This is a genomic window from Alishewanella jeotgali KCTC 22429 (genome assembly GCF_000245735.1).
GTDB classification, from domain to species: domain Bacteria; phylum Pseudomonadota; class Gammaproteobacteria; order Enterobacterales; family Alteromonadaceae; genus Alishewanella; species Alishewanella jeotgali.
Genome location: NZ_AHTH01000020.1, coordinates 41782 through 63637 on the forward strand (window position 1 = coordinate 41782; position 21856 = coordinate 63637).

Here is a 21856-nt window from a genome sequence, read left to right on the forward strand (position 1 = left end):
ACTGCCTGGAACATGTGAAAAAAGTTATCCGTTTTTATAACGTGCTTGAGTTTTATGTAAGGAATCCAGGCAGATGAAAAGGTTTTTGTTTTTCCTTACTTTAGTTGCATTCCTATTCATAAGTCCTCTTCATTATTACGCTGAATACCATCTAAAGAATTTTAGCGATGGGATCTTTTTTCATTTTTTAAGAATTGCATATACACCAGAGGATTATAACGATGATTTACTTGAAATTTTCATAAGTGATCACGATGAGATTTCAGTTCAGTTAAATCATAAATACAGAGGCTCTTATAAAATACTCATGTATGGCGAGCATGTGAAGAATAAAGAATTAGATTTTGATATAACTCTCGAATGCCAAGATTCAAAGCTGAGATTTACCCAGAGCCAGCAAAAACATACAGATTTGTTTAGGGTGAATTCTTCTAATATGATTATTGGTTGGTATGATGTTACTTCTGACATGCCCCTCGTTGCAAAGTGTTTAATTAAAGCAGAGCTAGGGGGTAGTCCTACTCCTGTGTTTTTGAAAATATTGATTGCTAATCATCTTTAAATTATAACTTTGTTGAGAAACTTTAGTCGCTAAGTGTGGGAATAAAATTAGATTAGTCCTTAGCTGATACGAGGTGACAACTAAGTAAAGCAAAAGCATGGTATGGTGTGCCATGTTGCGCATCGTCAACCTCGCTCCCTGCGAGGTTGTCCCGGCCTTCTTTGTATAAACGGCGGGATGCAGAGAAAGCCTTCTGCTATAACTACTTATAGGATTATGATGCGACCACTGTCAGATACCTGCAGTCAGATACGATAGGGTTAGGGGTGGGTTGACTATAATTCCTCACAACTGGACATCTCATTTTTAAAATAGCTCAATGCCAAATAACCCAAAGACCGTAAGCCTGTTATCGTCGACGATGCTCATTACCGGACTGATATCAGGTGCAGCACTATACTCTGCTAATTACTTTCAGTAATAAAATAAAAAGCTGCAGACCAGCTGCAGCTTTTTATTTTTCGTCACTACCAGACCAAGCCTGACTGACACAAGGCACGCACCAGAGCCACTGGCTCTGATGCTCAGTAAAGCTTAATCTTTCTTCGTTACTGTTAACTCCGGCTCTTCAGTATAGGTGGCATCAAGCAGGAAGTTGTATGTTGCGGTCTCGGTAAAATCCATCCGCAGGTTATCGTTACTTGGTTCGATAACCTTAGGTACACCCAGTGTAAGGGTATTGCCCGCTGCACCAGCACCGAGGTTCACCGTAGCCCAATCACTGGAGGCAACTTTAAACTCGTAGTCTCTGGCAGTGATGTTGATATCTACGCTGTACTTATTGCCACCAATATAGTTGAATGCATTTGCCTCACCCCAACCGTTCATACCACCACGCAGGAAAATGGTGGTTGGGCCATAAGGCACATACTCAGATACGGTTAAGGTTGGAGCAGCGGCATTATTGGCATTTAACGTAAAGACATAGGTTGAACTCTTAGCGATATCAATCCGTAAGTTATCGTTACTGGTTTGGATCACCAGCGGCGTGCCAACCACTACCTGATTACCGGCGGCGCCAGCTCCCATATTAACGGTAGACCAATCACTGGAAGCAACCTTAAATTCATAGCTACCCTGGTCAATATTGATACTGGCAGTATAGATACCGGCACCATCATAATTAAAGGCATCGGCTTCACCCCAGCCATTAAAACCACCACGGATAAAGACATCGGTTGCGGCATAAGGCGGAATATCCGGCGCTCCCAGCGTAGCATCCGCAGCTAATCCTGGACCTTGGGCACCCATTTGCGGTTTAACAAAGACTGCAATAGTGTTAGCCGGTACGGTAAAGGTACCCTCATCCGAACCTTGCCGGAAGCTGGCACTATGCACCCGTTGATCCACTGAGGCTTGCTGGATTGGGTGTAACTCAAAGCCAGCGGCAGTTGGTACGGTATGAGACAACTCACCGGCGGTACCGTTAATGACGACCACCAGCGCATCATACAGCGGGTCCAGATCCGGCACACCAATACCGTCATCCAGGCTCATTACGATTAAGCCCTGCTGCTGATTACGGCCAATATTATGGAAGCCTAAGCGGGCAGTAATTTCATCTGCTGTGCGTAAGCGGAACAACGGGCTACCACTGCGGATGCTTAAGAACTCTGCAAATACGGCCGCCGCAAAGCGGATATCTGAGCTGGCCGGCTTGGTTTCACGATTCAGGAATAAGCGGGCAATATTTTCCCAGCTCGCTTCGTTTTTCTCTGCCAGCGGTAAACCTACAGCCCAGTTGTTAGTCTGATAGGTGAAGTCGACAAAGTTAAACCAGTCGCCGGAATCATAGCTGTCGCGGTCCATGGATTTGGAGCGTAGGAAATCGCCACCCAATTGCAGGAACGGAATACCCTGGCTCATTAACGGGATGGCAATGGCAACATTTTGCGCCCTAACCCGCTCAGTCAGTGCCATCGACTCCGGTAACTTAGCCTGCAGGTTATCCCATAGCGTTTCATTATCATGCTTGGACACATAGTTAATAATATCCGCCGGGCTTTCCGCATAACCTGCCGCCTGACTATTCCAATTGGCACTGCTGGCCGGGCCGGTAATATCGCGGTAGTTTTTAAACACGAAGTCTTTTAAGGTACCCGCTAAGCTAATGCGCACAAAATCCTGTTGTGCCAGATTGCCATCGTTATTTACCCCGCTAAACAAGGCAGCACTGCGCACAGCTTCACGGATCCGGTCGTTAAAGGTGCCCACTTCAGTACCCGCCATATCCTGCTGCTTGGCTTGGGTAAATAAGCGGTTATTGGCAACCTCACCAAAGTTCCAGCCTTCACCATAGAAATACACATCCGGGTCAACCGCACGCACCGCCTCGCGAGCCGCCAAAATACCCTCTTTTGGATGGTGGCCCATAATATCGAAGCGGAAATCGTTAAAGCCAAAATCACGCGATAAGATCACCAAAGACTCTTTGATAAATTTATCGAACATCTTATGTTCAGTGGCGGTATTTTCACAGCAGGTTGAACGCTCGATATTACCGGTGGTTTCGCTGTAACGGTGATAATAGCCAGGAACAATTTTATCAAACACTGAATTATCAAACAGGCCTGAGCTACTGGTATGGTTATATACCACATCCAGCGCCACCCGCAGCCCCAGCTCATTCAGAGCTTTGTTCATGGTGCGCACTTCTTTGATCCGCGCAATACCCTCTGGGTTAGAAGCGTAGCTACCTTCGACGGCAATAAAATGATGCGGGTCATAACCCCAGTTAAAGCCGTCAATGGCACGCATAGACTGTACTAACGCCTGGGCTTTAGATTCGTATGGCAAATAACTTTGCAACACAGACTCAATAGTGGCATTGGCATTTTCTACCCCGCATACCGGCGCCTGCGCATTTAACTGACATAACCGACCGATGGTATCCGTCAGATTGACCCGGCGATTAGCATCTTCATTGATATTCGCCTGATCATTCAGCGGCAGCACGTGGAAATGGGTTAAGCCATTTTCTGCCAGCTTACGCAGATGACGTACCGGCGCAGAATCGGCCTCGGCAAAGGCCAGATATTTACCGCGGTGGGCTGCCGGCGTGCTCTGATCGCGAATACTGAAATCACGCACATGACCTTCATAGATCACGATATCGGTCGGGTTGGCTACTACCGGTACTTCACGGCTATCCCAGCCCTCAGGCTTGGTGTCATCGTCATTTAAATCAACAAACTGACTGTAACGACCATTGGTAGAGACGTTAACAGAATAGGGATCGGTAGCTTCTATGATCTCCACCTTGCGCGTTAACGGGTGGTAGACTTCAACTTCAAAACGATAAAACTGCCGGTCCAGGGCACTGCGGGTACCGCTGTAACGCCAAACACCGGTCGCAGTATCTGAAGTCATATTGTGCGTGGCAGTCAGCGCTTTGCTGGCATTGTACACTTTTAATTTAACCGAACGCGCGGTCGGAGCCCAGACAGCAACACTAAGGTCATTGCCGTTGTAGCGCAAACCCAACTGCGCATCTAAGGCGCTGTTATCGCCAGAGGCATAGAGATCATCCAGCACCTTAGCCACTTGCACATAGCTGGCACTGATCAGCTCGTTATCGCTATTGTAGGCCGCCAGCGCCAGCTGATTCTTTGCCATAGATTTTGCTTGTTCAGTGGTAAAGTTTGCACTGAATACTGCAGCATTGGCCAGGTGTGGCACTAACTGAGCCAGGCTGTCATCAGCTGATACCGGCGTCAGCTCAATACTACTGCCACCTTCAATTTCATCACTATTGTTGACGGTCAACTTGGCGTCAGTCGAATAGAATAGTTTCACTACCGGTGCTGTATCTGCTACCGGCGTATTCCAAACAAAGGTATTAGCCGTTAACCAATGCGCTGACGCGCCCTGAATACTGACCCCTAACGATACAATCGGAAATTCGTAAACGTTGGCATTACCTGAAAATACCCAGTTCATCCGGGCAAAATCAGGGTCATCCTGTGACAGTGGCATCTGCATATCCGGACCAGGGTCTTTACCAGCATCATCGGTACCGATATGGATAATAAAGTTACCGCAAGCGCCTTCGGTACCGGCATAGCCGGGTTTCAGATTTAAGATCCAGTAGGCACCATAGTTCGGATCAACACCATTGTACTGTAAACCATTATCCCAGGACGGCGCTATTGAAGAGGGTAAATAGGCATCACAGGCTTCATTGTTCCAGGTATGTAAGCGGAAACCTTCATAGACCCCATCCTGCGGCCGTTTATAGAACAGCACCGCCTGATCAGGACCTGCCATAACAACAGGCATCGGCGCATTGGGGTCCTTACCGACCTGACAGCCGTCATTTGTTTCGTTCGGGAACTGGCCTTTGGGGCAGGAAAACGGTGGCGGATCGATACAAGCCGAGTTTGTCGCATTTGGAATTTGCGGCAAGGTACAGGTTAACAGCGCACTGCCAGGGCTGGTTGAATCGCCTCCGCCACAACCATAAAGCAGCGTTGCGGCCAGCGCAAGGCTACTTAGTTTTAGCATTTTGTATAAATTAAACATGGTCTACTGACTCCAATTCTGTATTACCAGTAGCAAGCTAGCCAGCTTGCTACGTTAAAATGAGTACACTGCACCTAAGAAGTACTGCCGACCGAAAAATTGCAAAGTACCGGTCATCGCCTGCTGGCCAAAATAGCTCTTGGTTGGCTCGTCCGTCAGGTTATTCACCTGGAACAGCATTTTCAGGTTGTCGTTAAACTGGTAGCCAAACTGAAAATCGACCACCAGCTCACTGTCAAAGTTGGTAATTTGTTCATTGATGCCAACCTGACTCGACACGAATGGCGAGCGGTAACGCGCATTAATCCGGGTATCAATGCCTTGGTATTCCCAGAACAGAGTGGCATTAACGACATTCTTCGACAAACCTTCAAAGCTGCTTTCAATCGGCTCGCCACCCAGGCTGTTAATCAGTGAAACTTCACTTTCGGTATAGGAATAACTGAGCTGTGCTCCTAAACCAGAAAACGCACCAGGTAGCGATTTGAATACCTGAGTCCATGCAATCTCCGCCCCCCGGATATAACCTCCGGCGCTATTGTTTACTGCAGTAAATAGAGAACCATTACGGGTCGCTACTGGCACACCTGATTCAGGGTCCGGAATAATAAAATCCGGCACCGGAAAGCCGGCAGCCTTAAAATCAAAATTTGGCAGCACATCATCCTGAATAAAGGACTTAATATCTTTATAAAAGAGTGCGGCTGCCAAAGCACCACTGCCAAAATAATATTCCAGTGACAGGTCGTATTGGTTGGCTTCAAACGGCCGTAGGAAAGGACTATTGGAGCTATTCCCGGTAATTTCCCCGGTATCGCTGATATTAAAAGAGGTTACCGACGCCAGCCGATTAATTGGTGGCCGCGAGATCACCTTCGCACTGGCAAAACGCAGTTGCCATTCATCAGTTAGTGCCAGATTCAGGTTTAAACTAGGCAGGTGTTTAGTATATTTGTCGCCGACAATACTGGCTGCATAGCGTGTATTGATAAGTCCAGCCTGATCAGGGATATTTTGGGCGCCACGCAGCGGATCACCACCTACATCTGAGAGGTTTGTCGCACTTTGATCAGTGGTCACCCGCCGCACCCCGATATTACCAGATAATGGCAAGCCGAATAATTCAGTGTCCAGATTCGCCATCAGATAGCTGGCAAGTACATCCTCATAAACCCTCCCACTTTCTAATACTGACCAGGCTGTATTGGCGGTAGAGTTAGGATCACGGTTGATCACATCCGGATTACCTGCGCCCCAGGTTTGCACTGGCTGAGGTATCCCTTGCGGAAACCAGGCTGCCAGGGCCTTATCCAAATCAATGGCAAGATAACTTGGATAGCTGGAAAATTTCCCCTTAAAGTCGACCTTTTTCACCATATCCTGCGTCAGGCGCAGTGGTGGCTGGCCGGTTAAGAACATGCCGTCACTGCCGTATTCAAATACCGAGCGGTCATTTGAGTAGCGCCGCGCTGAATAGCGCGCCCCGACTTCAATCGAACGAATTATCGGTAATTCCAGGTCAAAACTTAAATCCAGCTTGGCGGCGTTCACTTCGTCGGTATTTAAATAAGGGTAAATGCCATATTTGCTTACCATTAGCCGATTAATATCGCTAAAAGCAGCCGCCTGACTTAAACCGATAGCCGGTAAATTCAACCCATTTAACTGATAGTTAATTGCAACATTCGGATCCAGTACCGGGTTCGCAACCGTAGCGTCTTGAGCGACTAACGACCAGAGCAAGCCATTACGGAAGTCACTGCTTGCCCGCGAGTGTGAAACATCAAACACCAAATTAACCCGGTCATTGATATCCCAGTCGGCTTTCAGACCGTAACTATGGACTTCATCTGAGTCACGGTTATCATCGTTCACCACTTCAACCCGGGTAAAACCATTGCGGGTGCGGCTGATATTACCGCCAATCAACGAGGAGCCGTTATAAATTGGGTTGCTGATATTCGCCGTAGCACCTTCAAATTTTACCCGGAAGCCACGGGCAAAAGCTTCTTTATCAAACTTCGAAATAAATACATCACCGGTTAAGCTGAACGCGTCATGTGGCTGCCACTGTAAAGAGCCAAGATAGCCATTGCGGGTCTCTTCACCGCCCAGGTGCTGAATTTCAAAACCTTCGCTGATATATTCCGGTCTGTTGTCCTGATTTAGGTCCCGACTCACGTTATAAGCCAAACCAATAAATTGGGTTGCTACGCTCGGTTGATAAAGACGGGCATATCCCAATGCCAGCCCCAGCGTATCGTCCAGAAATTTGCCTTGATAAGACAAACTAAAACGGTGCCCATGCTCTTTACCATCCGGCACTTCGTTGGCACGGTCATTCATCATACCCCGTAAATTTGCGGTAAAGGTGTGTTCTTGTTGGTTGCTGAGAACTCGCGCAGTCTGTAGTTCAACAGTACCGGCGACGCCCCCCTCAATTAACGAGGCTTTCGGCGACTTGTATACCGCAGCCGAGGAAATCAGCTCAGATGGATACTGATCAAATTCAATATTACGTTTACCGCTGGTCGAAACCTGTTCCCGCCCATTCAGTGTCGAGAACACAAAACCGCCGGACATACCGCGAATATTAATTTCTGCCGCCTGACCGCCAGTGCGTACCGCTGAAATCCCTGGTAAGCGGGTCAAGGCATCTGCAATGGATACATCGGGCAAAGCTCCGAGGTCATCTGCGGAGATGGTTTCTGAGACCACATCACTAAATCTTTTGCTATCGAGCGATCGAAATAAACTCTGTGCGAAACCACGCACCTGTATTACTTCGACCTGTTCTTCGGTAGTTTGCTCTACTGGCGCTGGCGCCGCTTGTTGCGCCTGAGCCAAAGAACCAATGCCCGCCGTCAGCATAGCCACCGACAGCAGGCTTAGTCTGTACCTTGCCATACCTTCTTCCCCGTCTTTGTTGTTATAGAACAGTTAGCGCTACCGGAACCGGACGCTGCTGCTATTTTTGTTCTGTTTAGTTATTGACCGGTTTACAGAATTGCGCAATATGAATACGTATTCATAATGATGTTAAGCATCCAAGGGTCTGCCCTAGTCCAGCCATGGTCATGCCGACAGCATCCGGCATAAAAAAATGACAGCGGTATCCCTTTGCCCTAGCAGGCGGCAGTGGTATCTTGAGCGCCAAGAATTTATGCGACGGAGCTAAAGGTTGAAGCAAGCCTTACCAAAAAAATCTGTGTTTGTGCGAAATCTGGAACAGCTACTAGCTTTTTTATACAGTTCGCAACAATCTTGTTTTTATGCACAAGCGGTAGACTTTTTTCAGGAGCGGCAAAGCAGACAACAACAGCTGGCTCTCGCCGAAAAAAGCTGGCAACAGGCGCAGCAGGCCAATGCTAAACCCGAACAATTACAACACAGCCGCAAGATTTTTATGGACCTGCAATATGCCGATGAAAAGCAGCGCCTCGCACGTTGGCAGAGTCTACGTCAGGTAGCGGAAGCATTACTGCAGCTTTGCGAAGGAAGCTCTGCGGCAGAAAGCCAGATGCTCAGCGCCCGTCTTTTGGGTGGGTTACTTATTACTTCTGGCAGCAATATACGCAAGGCTTTGTTACTGGAATATGCCTATAAACCGCTTTACCGGGCACTCCTAACCTTACGATTACTCGAGCACTTACTGGAACAACAGATCTTAAAAGATCCTAACTGGCTGCTGTGGTTTAGTCAGCGAGATACCTCTGCTCCTGAGTCTTGTCCATACCGCCAGAAATTACAGCTGCCGTTGATCATGGCCACCGTCATACAGCACTTCGGCCAACTCGACCCTGATGCGCAACGTTTGCTGAAACAAGACCAGACGATATCCAACTCTGATAAAGCTTTGAGTGCTGCAGAGCGCGAGGTTTATCTGGCATTGACCCTTCAGGGGAGTGTCCAATTGCTGCAACAGGGCCTAGGTATGCAGCCCTTTACCCGAGGCACTAAGGAACAACGCGAGCAGCATCTACAGACTGAACAGTTCCTGCAGCAGCAAATACACAAACTTGTCACAGCCAAACCTAATACACCTTTAGGAGGCTTGTTAAAGGTGCCTCAAGCCTATACCTCAATAGTGATGCCTGGGCGCAGCAGATACAATTATGACAGCTTACCAAGAGCCGCTTTATTGATGCGGGAAGCTGCCCATCGCGGCGACTATCATAGCTTGCTGGTTGATATCCTATTTCGGATTGTCGGCTTGTTTCCGCAAGGCTATGGTGTGGTTTTCACCCCTATGGGTGATGATGGCAAACCCTTATTAAAATATGAGTTTGCTATCGTAAACAGTTTATATCCTGAAAAACCCGAGCAACCGGGATGCAGGGTGGTCAGCCGCAACCAGCAGTATCGTAATACTGGCTATAATATTAGTTTAAGTCCCGAGCTTAACCTGTACTTTAAGCCCGCCCGCGATCATTTAAAAACCCTACCCGAGCAGCGCCTGAAAGAGCTTTTAAATATGTTATACCAGGACGGGGAAGAAAAGTATTTGAGCAAGCTAGTACCTAAATGTTGGCAGCCCGATAATTTCTTTAGCGTTCCGGAGCATCAGAATTTGTGGCATAACGCCGAACAAAGGCAGAATTAGAGCCCCTTTAAGCAGTGTGACACCGACTTAAAAGGGGCGCTACTTTAACCCAGTTGTTGTAGCAAATTCTGATGGGTTGGCATCGCAGTAACCGTTTTCGTGATCACTTGCCGTAAATCAGTAAAGAAACCCTGTAATTGTTCGTAGCTCAGACTATTAGCCAGCGGGTGGTAGCTAACAGGCAATAAATTTTGCCCCAACATCACCTGCTGCCAAGCGACTTCGGTAAATAACTCATCCTGCTGTCGAAATACCTGACCACTCTGCTGGAACAACTCTAACCGCTGCGCCAACCCCGCGGGCAAAGTCATTTCGCGACAGTATTGCCAAAGCGGGTGGTCGGTACGCTGATTTAAGTGGTAATGCAGAATAATAAAATCGCGGATAGCTTCAAACTCGTGCTGTGACTGGCGATTAAACTCTGCACTGAGCGCCGCCATATCTCTGGTTGCAGGAAAACACTGCACCAGTCGCACTACGGCACTCTGAATCAGATGAATACTGGTTGATTCCAACGGCTCCAGAAAACCACTGGACAGGCCAATCGCCACACAGTTACGCCGCCATTGCTGTTTGCGCCGGCCAGTCACAAAACTGATCTTGCGGGGTTCGGCCAGGGCAGGTGCATCGAGGTTGCCGAGCAGGATCTGCTTGGCTTGTTCATCTGCTAAAAAGCGGCTGCTATAGACTAGGCCATTACCGGTGCGGTGTTGCAGTGGGATCCGCCATTGCCAACCACCGCCATGCGCAATAGAGCGGGTGTATGGTACTATCGGATAGCGCGCTTCCGAGGGCACCGCCAACGCACTGTCGCAGGGTAGCCAGTGTTGCCAGTTGTCATAACCGGCAGCCAGTGTTTGCTCAATCAGCAAAGCTCTTAAGCCAGAACAATCGATAAACAAATCTGCCGCTAAGACCCGACCGTCTGTCAGCACCACTGTAGCAATGTCGCCAGACGGTTGTTGCTCAACGTGAGCAATTAAACCCTCAACCCGTGTTACGCCACGTTGCTCACTGTAGCGGCGTAAAAAGGCCGCATAAAGCCCGGCATCGAAATGATAAGCATATTGCAACCCAGGTAGCGGCGAACCAGGCAACTGCGACTGCGGGCTAAACTTACCGGCTTTCGCCGCCTGATAATTCAGGGAATAATCCCAAAAGCTACTCTGTTCGCCCTTGGCTCGCGCCGCCAACCAGAAATGATGGAAGGACGCCATGCCCAACTGGCGACCAACCGGACCAAAGGCATGCATATAACTCTCACCTAAACCGCCCCAGTTCTCAAACTGAATGCCCAGCTTAATACTGCCTTTGGTTTCGCGTAGGAACTCGGCCTCATTAATGCCTAAGGCAGCATTAAAATGCTGAATTGCCGGGATAGTCGCTTCGCCGACGCCGACAGTGCCTATGGCATCAGACTCCACCAGCCGCAATTCAATTTGTTCACCCAGGATCCGTGCCAGCATCGCCGCCGTCATCCAGCCTGCAGTACCGCCACCGACAATCAATACCCGGCGCACGGCGTTTAAATGTGTATTATTCACCTTTCCTCCAAACAAAAAGGCCCCTGTCTATCGGCGATAGTAACAGGGGCCTCTACTTACGTCAGGTGTAATTAGAACTTATAGGACAAACCAGCCATATAAGAGCGACCATAACGCTGATACTCGATAACGCGACGGCTGTCATCACCTTCTACCCGCACGAATGGCTCATCCGTCAGGTTGTTTGCTTGCAATAACAGAGTTAAGCCTTCATAACGACCCGAGAAGCTATAGCTGATTTGTGCATCGACAACGGTCTCAGCTTCAATCATCCGCAGGTCACGACCATTACCGAAACCTGAGATTTCGCCGAGGAAGTCAGAACGGTAACGGCTGCTGACCCGGGCAGAGAAGCCATCGTTCTCATAATAGAACGTCAGGTTCGCTACCCGTTTAGATAAACCTGGCAGCGGCGTAGCAGGATCATTCGGATTAGACTGAATGCTGCTGTCGGTCCAGGAACCGGTCAGAATGGCACCGAAGCTTTCCAGCTGTGGCATAATCATCGCACCGCTGGCAGACAAGGTAAATTCCAGGCCATTAATACGACCTCCCTTGCCGTTTTGTGGCGTTGTGGCAAGACCTTGGTTAATTACCGGTACTTCACCACCAGATGGGAAGCCGGTAAAGTCCTGGATCACCTGTTGGTCATAAATATAACTTTCCAAATCTTTGTAGAAAGCCGCGATAGCCATGTAGCCTTTGCTATCATCAAAGTACTGTTCATAAGACACATCAACTGCATTGGCAATCCACGGCCGTAACGTTGGGTTACCACCAGAGGCGCTCCAAGGTGAGTTTTGCTCCGGTCTCGCCTGGGCGTTATTCAGTGCTGGGTTAAAACTATAGTCCTGGCTGGCGCGCAGTTGGTCCATCCGGGCCCGGGCCATAGTACGAGCTAAACCAACCCGCACGTATTTACCTGTGCCCACTTCAAAGTTCAGGTTCAGGCTTGGTAATACTTCCCAGTACTTATCGCCACCATCAATCCGGAATGAAGATACATTAATGCCTGTACCTGAAGCCGCTAAAGCATAAGATGATTGATCAGTGTGGACAATCTGGGTACCGACATTACCTGTTACCGGAATATCGCCGACACGGCTATTAATACCCAGCTTCACATATCCTGTCACCACGTCTTCCGCAACATTCCAATCCTTAATCAGCACATCGGCGTTAGGATTGCGTACCCGCACCAGAGCACCGCTGTCGATCAACTGTCGCGGATCATAGCTGACCATGCCTGGGATCCCGAATGCCGCTAAACTGGTGGTACCGGCGATGTTAGGAATTGGTGCAGATAAGGCTCCACCCGGCAATGCCAGAAAGAATTCATCAGCTTTTTTATCTTTTTCGCGGTTACTGTAGTTTAAACCCACTTCCAGCGAATCGAAATTCTCGCTTTCCAGCATAGTACGGGCACTTAAACGTACCTGATTAAGATCATCGGTAATAGATGGTGAATTGTAATAACCTAACTGGCCACCAGGAATAATATCGCCGCCCCAGCCTTGTGGACTGGTCAGGCGAATCAAATTCGGATCGGCATAATTCAGGGTTGAGTTAAAGACCGGACCGCGCTTACCCATCGCAAATGATAAATTATCCAGTGCGCCTGAACCGGCTGGCCCGGTGCCCGCGTCAGACTCTAAAATCAAATCTGTACGATCGAGAGAGGAATGGCTCAGATCTAAAGTCGCGTCCCAGCTATCTGATAATTTGAATTCGGTTTTCCAACCGACAGAAAACAAATCAGCCTCGCGGAAGTTACCATGGTTACGGACGATACCCTTAACACCAGTGTAACCACCCGAGGTGACAAGACCATTTTCCACCGTCGGGTTAACTAATGGAGCACCGCCCCAGAACAAAGGTAATTCGATAAAACTGGTGCGCTGTGTTTCGTCAAATTTTGAGTAGTACAAATCTACTGTACTACTAAAATTATCGTTAGGTTTGTATTCAAAGACACCGATAAAACCGTCACGCTCCAGTAAATTTGAATTGGCGTATAACTTAGCACCGCCAATTACTTTGTTACCTTCAGCCGTGTCGGCGTATCCCCAAGCTTCAAATCGCTCAATTTGCATTGGATTAGAAATGGTGGCAAAACCTAGCGCCACACCGATAGTGTTATCCGCAAATTGATCGATATAAGAAATACTGAAACGCTTACCGTTATCGTCAGCACCGGCATTCAACGCACTGATTTGGCTCCATTCATAACGGGCGTTCACTGCCACAGTACGCTCGCCGTGTGCCAGCGGGCTAACCAAACGCATATCGGCAGTACCAGCAAGGCCCTGACCAATTAAGCCTGCGTCAGGCGTTTTATAAACAACAACACCACTCAGTAACTCAGAAGGATACTGGTCGAACTCTACGCCGCGGTTATCACCTGAGCTGACTTGCTCGCGGCCATTTAATAATGCGGTAGAAAAATCCGGTGCTAAACCGCGAATACTGATGACCTGACTGCGGCCGTTAAGACGTTGTGCTGTCAACCCAGGTAAACGCGCCAGTGACTCAGCGATACTCACATCTGGTAACTTACCAATATCTTCTGCAGAAACCGCTTCAACAATAGAACTGTTAAACATCTTAATGTTTTGCGATTCTTGTAAGCTACGACGGAAACCTCTGACAGCAATCACCTCAACGGCTTCTTCTTGTGCTTGCTGTGCTTGGGTATTCTCCTGTTGCGCGAGCGCCATCGAGCTACTTCCAGCCGCTGCCAATGCTAATGTCAGCATACTGAGTTTAAACTTATTCATATTCCTACCTACCCCGGTGTGTTGTTGTTTTACTGCTGCTAAACCGAAAGTCTGACTGAAATCTGTCAGCTGTGGTTTCGCCATGCTCATTTATTAAACTTATTCGGGCGTGACCTCAATATGAATACGTATTCATAGTGCAAAAGACGCACAAGCAGAGTGCAAGTGCTGGAAAGCTGCACTATTGTTGTGCACCAGACAGATAGCGACACCCAAGCTTGACGCAGAGTTGAGAGCAAAAGTATCGCGAAAAACAACAGTGGAAGATAAAGTATGGCGCTCTGAGCAACTGCATACGTATGCAGGATGTTTCTTATTCAGGCAGCGCTGTTTATGCTTGTCGTAAACACCACACCCTCTCGACAGGTGGTATATGGAACAACTTAAACAGCTTGCCAGCCTTGCTGGCTTGCAAGACAGCTATATTCATGCGAATGGTCATCAGGAACATATTGCGCCTGAAACCCAGGAAGCCATTTTACAAGCTATGGGTTTCGATTTGAGTGATCCGCAACTCATTACAGCTCAGATCCATAAGCTGCAACATTCAGCTTGGCAACAAGCAATACCGCCGGTCACGGTAGCTGAACAGCAGCAAGCTTTTACGGTGAGGTTACAGTTAGCCGCGTCTGCCGCGAATAGTCATTGGCAGTGGCAGATCACGCTGGAAGATGGTGAAGTGTTAAGCGGTGAGTTATTACTGCAGGCCAAAGATATTGCGGAACGCGCCGAAATCAATGACGTTGCGATGCTAGCTTTTAATTTGCCGTTTCAGCTGGACTTACCGCTCGGCTACCATCAGTTGACGCTAAAAGATGGTAAGCAGACTCTGAGCCAACAACTGATTGTGACGCCGGCCCGCTGTTTTCAGCTGCATGACAGCGCCATCCTGCATAAAACTATGGGCCCAGCCGTACAGCTGTACGCGGTGCGCTCTGCCCGCAACTGGGGTATGGGTGACTTTGCTGACCTCAAAGCTATGGTTGCCCCATTAGCAGCGGCAGGTAACGATTTTATCGGCTTAAACCCCTTGCATGCGCTCTATCCGATGCTGCCACAGGATTGCAGCCCGTACAGCCCCAGCAGCCGTTTATGGTTAAACACGCTTTATGTCGCGCTGGATGAAACCTCGGATTATCACGCCTGTACCGCAGCACAACAGCTAGTCGCCAGTGCCGATTTTCAGCAGCAGCTCGCCGCCTGTCGCGCCACGGCGAATGTTGATTATCCGGCCGTTGCCGCCTTAAAGCAGCAGGTCGCGACCTTACTGTTTCAGCATTTTCAGCAACATGAACTGGCGCAGCAAAGTGAAAGGGCCAAGGCGTTTCAGGTTTTCGTAGCAGAGGCCGGCGTGAGTCTGTATCAGTGGGCCGTATTCTCGGTACTACAGGGCCAATTGTTCTGGCAAGATCTGCAAACCGCCGCCTGGCAGCAATTTCCGCCAGAACTGCAAAACCCGCATAGCCCCGCCGTTGCGGCCATTGCCAAACAACATGCCAGCGCTATCGAACAGCAGCTGTATTTACAGTGGTTAGCACAGCTGCAGCTGGCAGAGGTGAAAGCCGAGTGCCGCAAACAAGGTATGGCCATTGGTTTATACTGTGATGTCGCTGTAGGCACCAGCCGTAGCAGCGCCGAGAGCTGGGGTGCGCCGGATGACTTCTTGCTGGATTTAAGTGTCGGTGCACCGCCGGATATTATGGCGCCAAAAGGCCAGAACTGGGGGCTATTAGCTTACAACCCGGTGACGCTGCAGCAAAAAGCCTTTCAACCCTTTATTGAACTGATCCGCGCTAATATGCGCTATGCCGGCGCCTTACGGCTGGACCATGTGATGGCATTATTGCGGCTTTGGTGTTGCCCGCTCGGCGCCGATGCCACAGCCGGCTGTTATTTGCGGATGCCGGCGCAGGAGTTGTTTGCCATTTTGGCACTGGAAAGCCAGCGTAATCACTGCGTCGTGATTGGGGAAGATTTGGGCACGGTACCAGCGGAAATCAGTGAACTGATGCAGCATTATCAGGTACTGTCTTACCGGGTATTTATGCTGGAGCAAAAGGCTGGCAGCTATCAACACCGGGATCTGACCTATCCACCGCAGGCACTGGCAACAGTTACCACACACGATATGCCTACGCTGGTCGGCTTCTGGCAGGAACTGGACTTAGCGCTACGTCATCAATTGGATTTATTCCCCAGCCCAGCCGTGGCCGACAGCCTGCACCAGCTAAGAGAGAGCGAAAAGCAGATCCTGCAACAGCAGCTCGGCATTGCGCAGCCGGATGCGGCAACGCTGGTTCGTGCCTGTCATCTGTATACCGCAGCGACGCCGGCACGCTTATTCGCCTATCAGTTGGAAGACCTGGTATTGCTGGAAACGCCGGTCAATATACCGGGTACCAGCACTGAATATGCGAACTGGCAGCGCAAGTTACCGCAGAATATCGAGACGATTCTGAGCGATAACAAGGTACTGCAGCTGATGCAAGAAATTAAGCAGGCGCGCAGTTAAGCGCTCACAGCAGGTTGAAATTAAACGCGGGCTTAATGCTATCGTGCAGCGGCCAGCAGAACGCCACGCCACCCAAAACGGTGGCGTTTTTCTAACAATAAATGAGAGAACATGATGTTAAGAAAATCCCTGGCTCTAATGCTGGCAAGCGCCGTCACTGGCATTATCTTGTGTTATCCGCAACCCGCTCAGGCTTACTGCCCGCAAACATCCGATGCTACTCCCAGAGGCCCGATCGCGTTAAACGAACAAGGTGAATTCGTGCCAGACTGGGCAAAAAGTGCGGTTTGGTATCAGGTGTTTCCGGAGCGCTTTCGCGATGGTGATCCCAGCAATAACCCGACGGTAGGGGATATTGCCGGTGCCGATCCGGCTGAGCCACCTAAAGTCTGGCAGATCCATCCATGGGGCAGCGACTGGTACAAACGCCAGCCCTACGAAGTGGCCAACGGTGAACCTGAATTATGGCGACATCTGTTACGCCGCCGCTACGGTGGCGATCTGCAGGGGGTGATTGACAAGCTCGACTATATTCAAGATATGGGTTTCAATGCGATCTATTTAAACCCGGTTTTTACTGCTCCCTCACTGCATAAATACGATGCGGCCAGCTTTCACCATATCGACCCAAATTTCGGTCCGGATCCGGCGGGTGACCGGGCACTGATTGCCACCGAGAATCCATTAGACCCCAGCACCTGGGTCTGGACCAAAGCCGATGAACTGGCGCTGGAACTGATCAAACAAGCGAAGCAACGTGGTATCCGGGTTATTTTTGATGGTGTGTTTAACCATATGGGCATTAACAGTTTTGCCTTTCAGCATCTGCAACAGCATCAGCAGCAATCGCCCTACAAAGACTGGTTTACCGTACACAGCTTTCGTGATGAAAAAACCGGTAGTGAATTCCGGTATGAGGGCTGGTTTGGTGTCGCGTCATTACCCGAGTTTAAAGAGGATGCCCAGGGTCTGGTTGCCGGGCCACGGGATTATGTATTTGCCGCCACTGCGCGCTGGATGAATCCGAAAGGTCAGGGCCGCGAGTTCGGTATTGATGGCTGGCGATTAGATGTCGCTTTCTGTGTCGCCCATGGCTTTTGGAAAGACTGGCGGCAGCATGTCAAAACACTGAACCCTGACGCCTACATCACTGCCGAACTGGTGATGCCGCCGGAGTTGGTAAAACCTTATTTTCAGGGCGATGAGTTTGACGGTGAAATGAACTATAACTTTGCCTTCACCGCCGCTGAGTTTATGTTTAACCCGGCGCCACAACGGATTAAGGCAAGCGAATTTGACGCCAAGCTGGCTGAAATGCGCGCGCTGTACCCCAAGGGCGTGGCTTACGTCACCCAGAATTTATTTGGCAGTCACGATTCGAACCGGATTGGCTCCCATATTGTGAACCGTGGCATCGGTAACTTCCGCGACTGGGGCACCTATTTTCAGTTGTCACAAGTCAGCCAGAATCCAGCGTATCAGGTGCGCAAACCTAACGCTGAGGAACTGCGGTTACAAAAGCTGTTTGTTATTTTTCAAATGACCTATGTCGGGGCACCGATGGTCTACTATGGCGATGAAGTCGGGATGTGGGGCGCTAACGACCCTGATGATCGTAAGCCAATGATCTGGGACGATATTCGTTACGAAGACGAAATCACTAACCCGGATGGGAGTTTACGGCCTGCTGACAAGGTTACGGTAAATCGTCAGTTACAGCAGCATTACCGGCAATTGATTCAACTGCGCCAGCAACTGCCGGCTTTGCGACTGGGGGATTATCAGACCCTGTTGGTCGATGACCAGCGCGAGCTGTATGGCTTTGAGCGCCGTTACCAACAACAACGGGTACGGGTACTGTTAAACAATAGCGAGCAGCCACAGCAGATCACCCTACCAAAAGCACAGGCCAACTGGCAGGATGCGCTAAGCCAACTAGCAATCAGCCACAATGGCGATACCATGCAACTAACGATTCCAGCCAAATGGGGCGCTGTACTGGTTGCTAACTAACGGCCAGACAAGATCTGCGTTTTTGACCCGCTCTGAAAAGTGCGCACTTTATGCAGAGCACTGCATGATTGAAAGAACGCATTTGTGTTGTCTACAGATTGAGGTAATGGAATACCAAACCGATCAACCAGGTAATGATACCGCAGTAAAGAGCCTGCTTATTTTCGTCTGGTTTAGGCTCTTTGTTCTGCAGCGCACAAGCAAACTTATAGCCAAAACCAGCTCCCACTGATGTAAAACTCAGCTGTAATAACAGATCAATTGTCATTCTTTTTATGTTGCGATGATGGCTGGCCTATTTTCCGATAGCGGTCTGCGAGCTTAGCAAGCGCGAATATCAGACCACTATACAATAAGCCCAACGGCAAAATTGCCGGGATTAAATAGTCAACACTAATCAGCACCTGACCAGTATTTAGCTTATCGAAAATATTCCATAATCCAAGTCCGCCAAAAAATAGCAGTAGTAATATCATGGGGATATATGGCCGCATGCTCTCTCCTTATTAAGCCTCGCAGCGTTGATAAACTCAGTACCAAACACCTCACTTATGAGCAGCGACGAGGCGCTAAAACAATGTCGGAAATCTCTGTTCGCGCTTTTGCGCAGATCTCGTGTCCTAGTCGCAGCAAAAGAAAAAGCGCTGGGTTTAGCAGCGCTTTTTATTATAGATTAACTTTATTGCAACACAACTTACTTGGCAGTATCGGCCTTAGCGTTTTTCACAAACTCATCCAGCCAGGCCGTGGTTTCCCACAGCATATGTAGCACAGACTCACGGGCGCGGTAGCCGTGTGATTCCAGTGGCAACATCACTAAGCGGGTGGTGCCGCCGTTGCCTTTAATCGCCTGATATAAGCGCTCGCTCTGCATGGGGAAAGTGCCGGCGTTATTATCATCACTACCATGGATCAGCAGTATGGGTGTCTTAATTTTTTCGGCATGGAAGAACGGCGACATCCGCACATATAACTCCGGATCATCCCACAGGGTACGCTGCTCCATCTGGAAACCGAACGGCGTTAAGCTACGGTTGTAGGCGCCGCTGCGGGCAATACCGGCTTTAAACAAATTGGAGTGCGCCAGTAGATTTGCTGTCATAAAGGCACCATAAGAATGACCGCCAATCGCCACCCGGTTCGGGTCTGTTACGCCGCGCTCTACACCTGCAGCAATCGCCGCTTCCGCATTTAAGATCAGTTGCTCGATAAAGCTATCATTCGGCTCCTGCGTCCCTTCGCCAACGATCGGCATGGTGGCATTATCCAATACCGCATAGCCCTGAGTTGCCAGGAACTGCGGTGTCCAGTAACTGATGCGGTTAAAACGGTACGGCGAATCACTAACCTGACCGGCAGCGTCAGCACTGCGGAACTCGCGCGGATAAGCCCAAATCACGGTCGGCAGTGCGCCATCGCGGGCTTTATCGTAGCCGGCAGGTAGCAGCAGTGTCGCCGACATCGGAATACCATCAGCACGCTGATAATTAATCAGCTCACGGCTAATACCCTGGGTATGCGGCATCGGGTGCGGTGTTTTGGTCAGGGCTGTCAGTTCACCGCTGCTGAGATCGCGCAGGTAGAAATCCGGCGGCAGATCCGGCGCCTCACGCTGGGTTAACAGCTTGCCTGATGGTAACAGCGTATAAGGGAACTCGTAGAAAGGCGCTTCCGAACGCCATAAACGGCGGGTTTCGCCAGTAGCCAGCTGACGTTGATCGATAAAGGGTCTGTTACCCTCTGGTGACGCGCCTACGCCCGTTAAATAAATAGCGCCATCCGCTACCCGCAACAAGCGCTGGCCGTTAGCGGCCGTGGTTAATAACGGACTGCCCGGATCATTATAACGATCTTCAGAGGAGCGCTCCCAGAATACCCGGGCTTGCTGCGCCGGATCCAGATACCAGACTTTTTCATTGCGATCCTGCCACCAACGCTCCCAGACCAACAGGCTGCCATCGGCGGCCGCTAACAGGTAGGAGAAACGGAAGCTTAAATCCAACAGCTTTTCTGGCTCGGCGTTAAAAGGTGCAGCCAGTTGGAACAGCTGATCCCGTACTGTCACTTTATTCGCCGGATCGCCACCATCCGCCGCTTCAGCCCAGTAAAGTGTTGCCGCCTGATCCGGGCGCCAGCCTACACTGCGCCGGCCAGTGATAACCGCGTCAAAGGCTATCGGTAAATTATCGGCTACCGGTTGCTGCACCACCTGATATTGCAGCTTGCCGCTGGCGTCCCACACCTCGGTGGTATAAGCAAAGCGCGATACCGGTACCGCATAGGAAAACGGCTGCTCAATACGGCTGACCAGAATAAAGTTATTGTCCGGCGATAACTCGGCACCACGCAGCAGTTGTGGCTTGCCCAGGGTAGTCACCTTATTGTTCAGGCCGACTTTTACCAGCTGACTGGTAAAGTAGTAGCTAAACAGGGCTTCATCATGTTTGTTTTTTAATAAGTCCTGATAGGTACGGGCTGGTGCAGTGCGGCCACGGGCTTCGGTAATCACCGGGCCAGTTGGCACCTTGCTTTGCACCGGTTCAGCACCCCGTTTGGCCGGAATACTGGCGGCAAAAATCGCTTTGCTATCAGCAGTCCATTGCAGCGAGCCCCCCCAGATGGCATTTAACCGGATATTGCTCCAGCGGCTGGCCCGCAGTTTTTGCAGATCCACCTGCCACAGTTGGGCTTCGTTATCTTCCAGTTGAATAAAAGCCAGATAACGGCTGTCGGGGGAGAAATTCAGATTGACCGCTTTCAGATCCTTCGGCAAGCCTTTGATCGTTTTTGTCTGCTGCGTATCCAACTCGATCAATTGTAATGACGAGACATAGCGTGGTTGTGACGGACCATTATTCGCCGGATTAAACCTTACGCCAGCCAGCCGGTATTCCGGTGCCGCCAGATCGGCAATACCCGGTAAGGCGGCAAAACCGGTACTTAGCATCAGCTTGCCATTTGGGCTTAACATCGCCCCCGGTGCCGGTGCCGCATCAACGATAGCTACAATCTCTTTTACCGGCTGCTGATAGCCAATATCCACAGCCGTTGCCAGTGCCAGTTGACTGCAACTGAGCAAGCTACCCAGTAACGCAGCGCGAAGGAACATCTTCATTGTTGGATTCCCTGTCTTTTTGTTAGCCCTTTGTTATAACAGCTTTTGCCGGCAATACCAGCTTGCTTTCGACCATGTTGAGAAAAACTGAGATAAGCGCCAGCAAGACTGCGCTGCGAGTTACAAGTTGTTACATTGTCGTAGCGAACATAACGCAAAGGCTCAGCGCTATTAAGGTGCAATTCAGCGGGCGGGCTGCAGTATCGATA

At 49.8% G+C, this 21856-nt stretch carries 10 protein-coding genes; 4 read left to right on the plus strand and 6 right to left on the minus strand.

Annotated elements, in window-relative coordinates:
- Nucleotides 1–73: 73 nt before the first annotated feature.
- Nucleotides 74–562: a hypothetical protein gene (locus tag AJE_RS07915; RefSeq protein WP_008950411.1), complete on the plus strand. Its 489-nt coding sequence runs from the start codon at nucleotides 74–76 to the stop codon at nucleotides 560–562.
- A 534-nt stretch (nucleotides 563–1096) separates the two neighbouring features.
- Here AJE_RS07915 and AJE_RS07920 read toward each other — a convergent pair.
- The gene (locus AJE_RS07920; RefSeq protein ID WP_008950412.1) at nucleotides 1097–5083 is read right to left on the minus strand and encodes an alpha-1,6-glucosidase domain-containing protein; all 3987 of its coding nucleotides are present in this window, start codon (nucleotides 5081–5083) and stop codon (nucleotides 1097–1099) included.
- A gap of 54 nt (nucleotides 5084–5137) precedes the next feature.
- Nucleotides 5138–7990, minus strand: coding sequence for a TonB-dependent receptor (locus AJE_RS07925; RefSeq protein ID WP_008950413.1), 2853 nt, complete (start codon nucleotides 7988–7990; stop codon nucleotides 5138–5140).
- Nucleotides 7991–8264: 274 nt separating this feature from the next.
- On the opposite strand from AJE_RS07925, the gene AJE_RS07930 reads away from it, so the two are divergent.
- Nucleotides 8265–9686, plus strand: coding sequence for a hypothetical protein (locus AJE_RS07930; RefSeq protein WP_008950414.1), 1422 nt, complete (start codon nucleotides 8265–8267; stop codon nucleotides 9684–9686).
- A 44-nt stretch (nucleotides 9687–9730) separates the two neighbouring features.
- Here AJE_RS07930 and AJE_RS07935 read toward each other — a convergent pair whose 3' ends face one another.
- Nucleotides 9731–11230 (minus strand): tryptophan halogenase family protein, encoded by a 1500-nt coding sequence (locus tag AJE_RS07935; RefSeq protein WP_008950415.1) that lies wholly within the window; start codon nucleotides 11228–11230, stop codon nucleotides 9731–9733.
- A 71-nt stretch (nucleotides 11231–11301) separates the two neighbouring features.
- Nucleotides 11302–14007, minus strand: a complete 2706-nt coding sequence (locus AJE_RS07940; protein WP_039928301.1) for a TonB-dependent receptor — start codon at nucleotides 14005–14007, stop codon at nucleotides 11302–11304.
- A gap of 373 nt (nucleotides 14008–14380) precedes the next feature.
- Here AJE_RS07940 and malQ point away from each other — a divergent pair, with 373 nt between their 5' ends.
- Both malQ and AJE_RS07950 read left to right on the plus strand, forming a co-directional pair.
- Nucleotides 14381–16519 carry a 4-alpha-glucanotransferase gene (malQ, locus tag AJE_RS07945; RefSeq protein ID WP_008950417.1) on the plus strand — a complete coding sequence of 713 codons (2139 nt, stop codon included), beginning with the start codon at nucleotides 14381–14383 and terminating at the stop codon, nucleotides 16517–16519.
- A 111-nt stretch (nucleotides 16520–16630) separates the two neighbouring features.
- Nucleotides 16631–18532: a glycoside hydrolase family 13 protein gene (locus AJE_RS07950; protein WP_237709325.1), complete on the plus strand. Its 1902-nt coding sequence runs from the start codon at nucleotides 16631–16633 to the stop codon at nucleotides 18530–18532.
- A 257-nt stretch (nucleotides 18533–18789) separates the two neighbouring features.
- Here AJE_RS07950 and AJE_RS07955 read toward each other — a convergent pair whose 3' ends face one another.
- Both AJE_RS07955 and AJE_RS07960 read right to left on the minus strand, forming a co-directional pair.
- On the minus strand, nucleotides 18790–19026 hold the full coding sequence (locus AJE_RS07955) for a hypothetical protein (protein ID WP_008950419.1): 237 nt from the start codon (nucleotides 19024–19026) through the stop codon (nucleotides 18790–18792).
- A 200-nt stretch (nucleotides 19027–19226) separates the two neighbouring features.
- On the minus strand, nucleotides 19227–21647 hold the full coding sequence (locus AJE_RS07960) for an alpha/beta hydrolase family protein (RefSeq protein WP_008950420.1): 2421 nt from the start codon (nucleotides 21645–21647) through the stop codon (nucleotides 19227–19229).
- Between the last annotated feature and the right edge of the window lie 209 nt (nucleotides 21648–21856).

Excerpts from the sequence above, each read along its gene's own strand:
- AJE_RS07920 (WP_008950412.1), bottom strand. The coding sequence starts at position 5,083 with ATGTTTAATTTATACAAAATGCTAAAACTAAGTAGCCTTGCGCTGGCC.
- AJE_RS07950 (WP_237709325.1), top strand. The coding sequence starts at position 16,631 with ATGATGTTAAGAAAATCCCTGGCTCTAATGCTGGCAAGCGCCGTCACT.
- AJE_RS07960 (WP_008950420.1), bottom strand. The coding sequence starts at position 21,647 with ATGAAGATGTTCCTTCGCGCTGCGTTACTGGGTAGCTTGCTCAGTTGC.
- AJE_RS07925 (WP_008950413.1), bottom strand. The coding sequence starts at position 7,990 with ATGGCAAGGTACAGACTAAGCCTGCTGTCGGTGGCTATGCTGACGGCG.
- AJE_RS07940 (WP_039928301.1), bottom strand. The coding sequence starts at position 14,007 with ATGAATAAGTTTAAACTCAGTATGCTGACATTAGCATTGGCAGCGGCT.
- AJE_RS07955 (WP_008950419.1), bottom strand. The coding sequence starts at position 19,026 with ATGCGGCCATATATCCCCATGATATTACTACTGCTATTTTTTGGCGGA.
- AJE_RS07915 (WP_008950411.1), top strand. The coding sequence starts at position 74 with ATGAAAAGGTTTTTGTTTTTCCTTACTTTAGTTGCATTCCTATTCATA.
- malQ (WP_008950417.1), top strand. The coding sequence starts at position 14,381 with ATGGAACAACTTAAACAGCTTGCCAGCCTTGCTGGCTTGCAAGACAGC.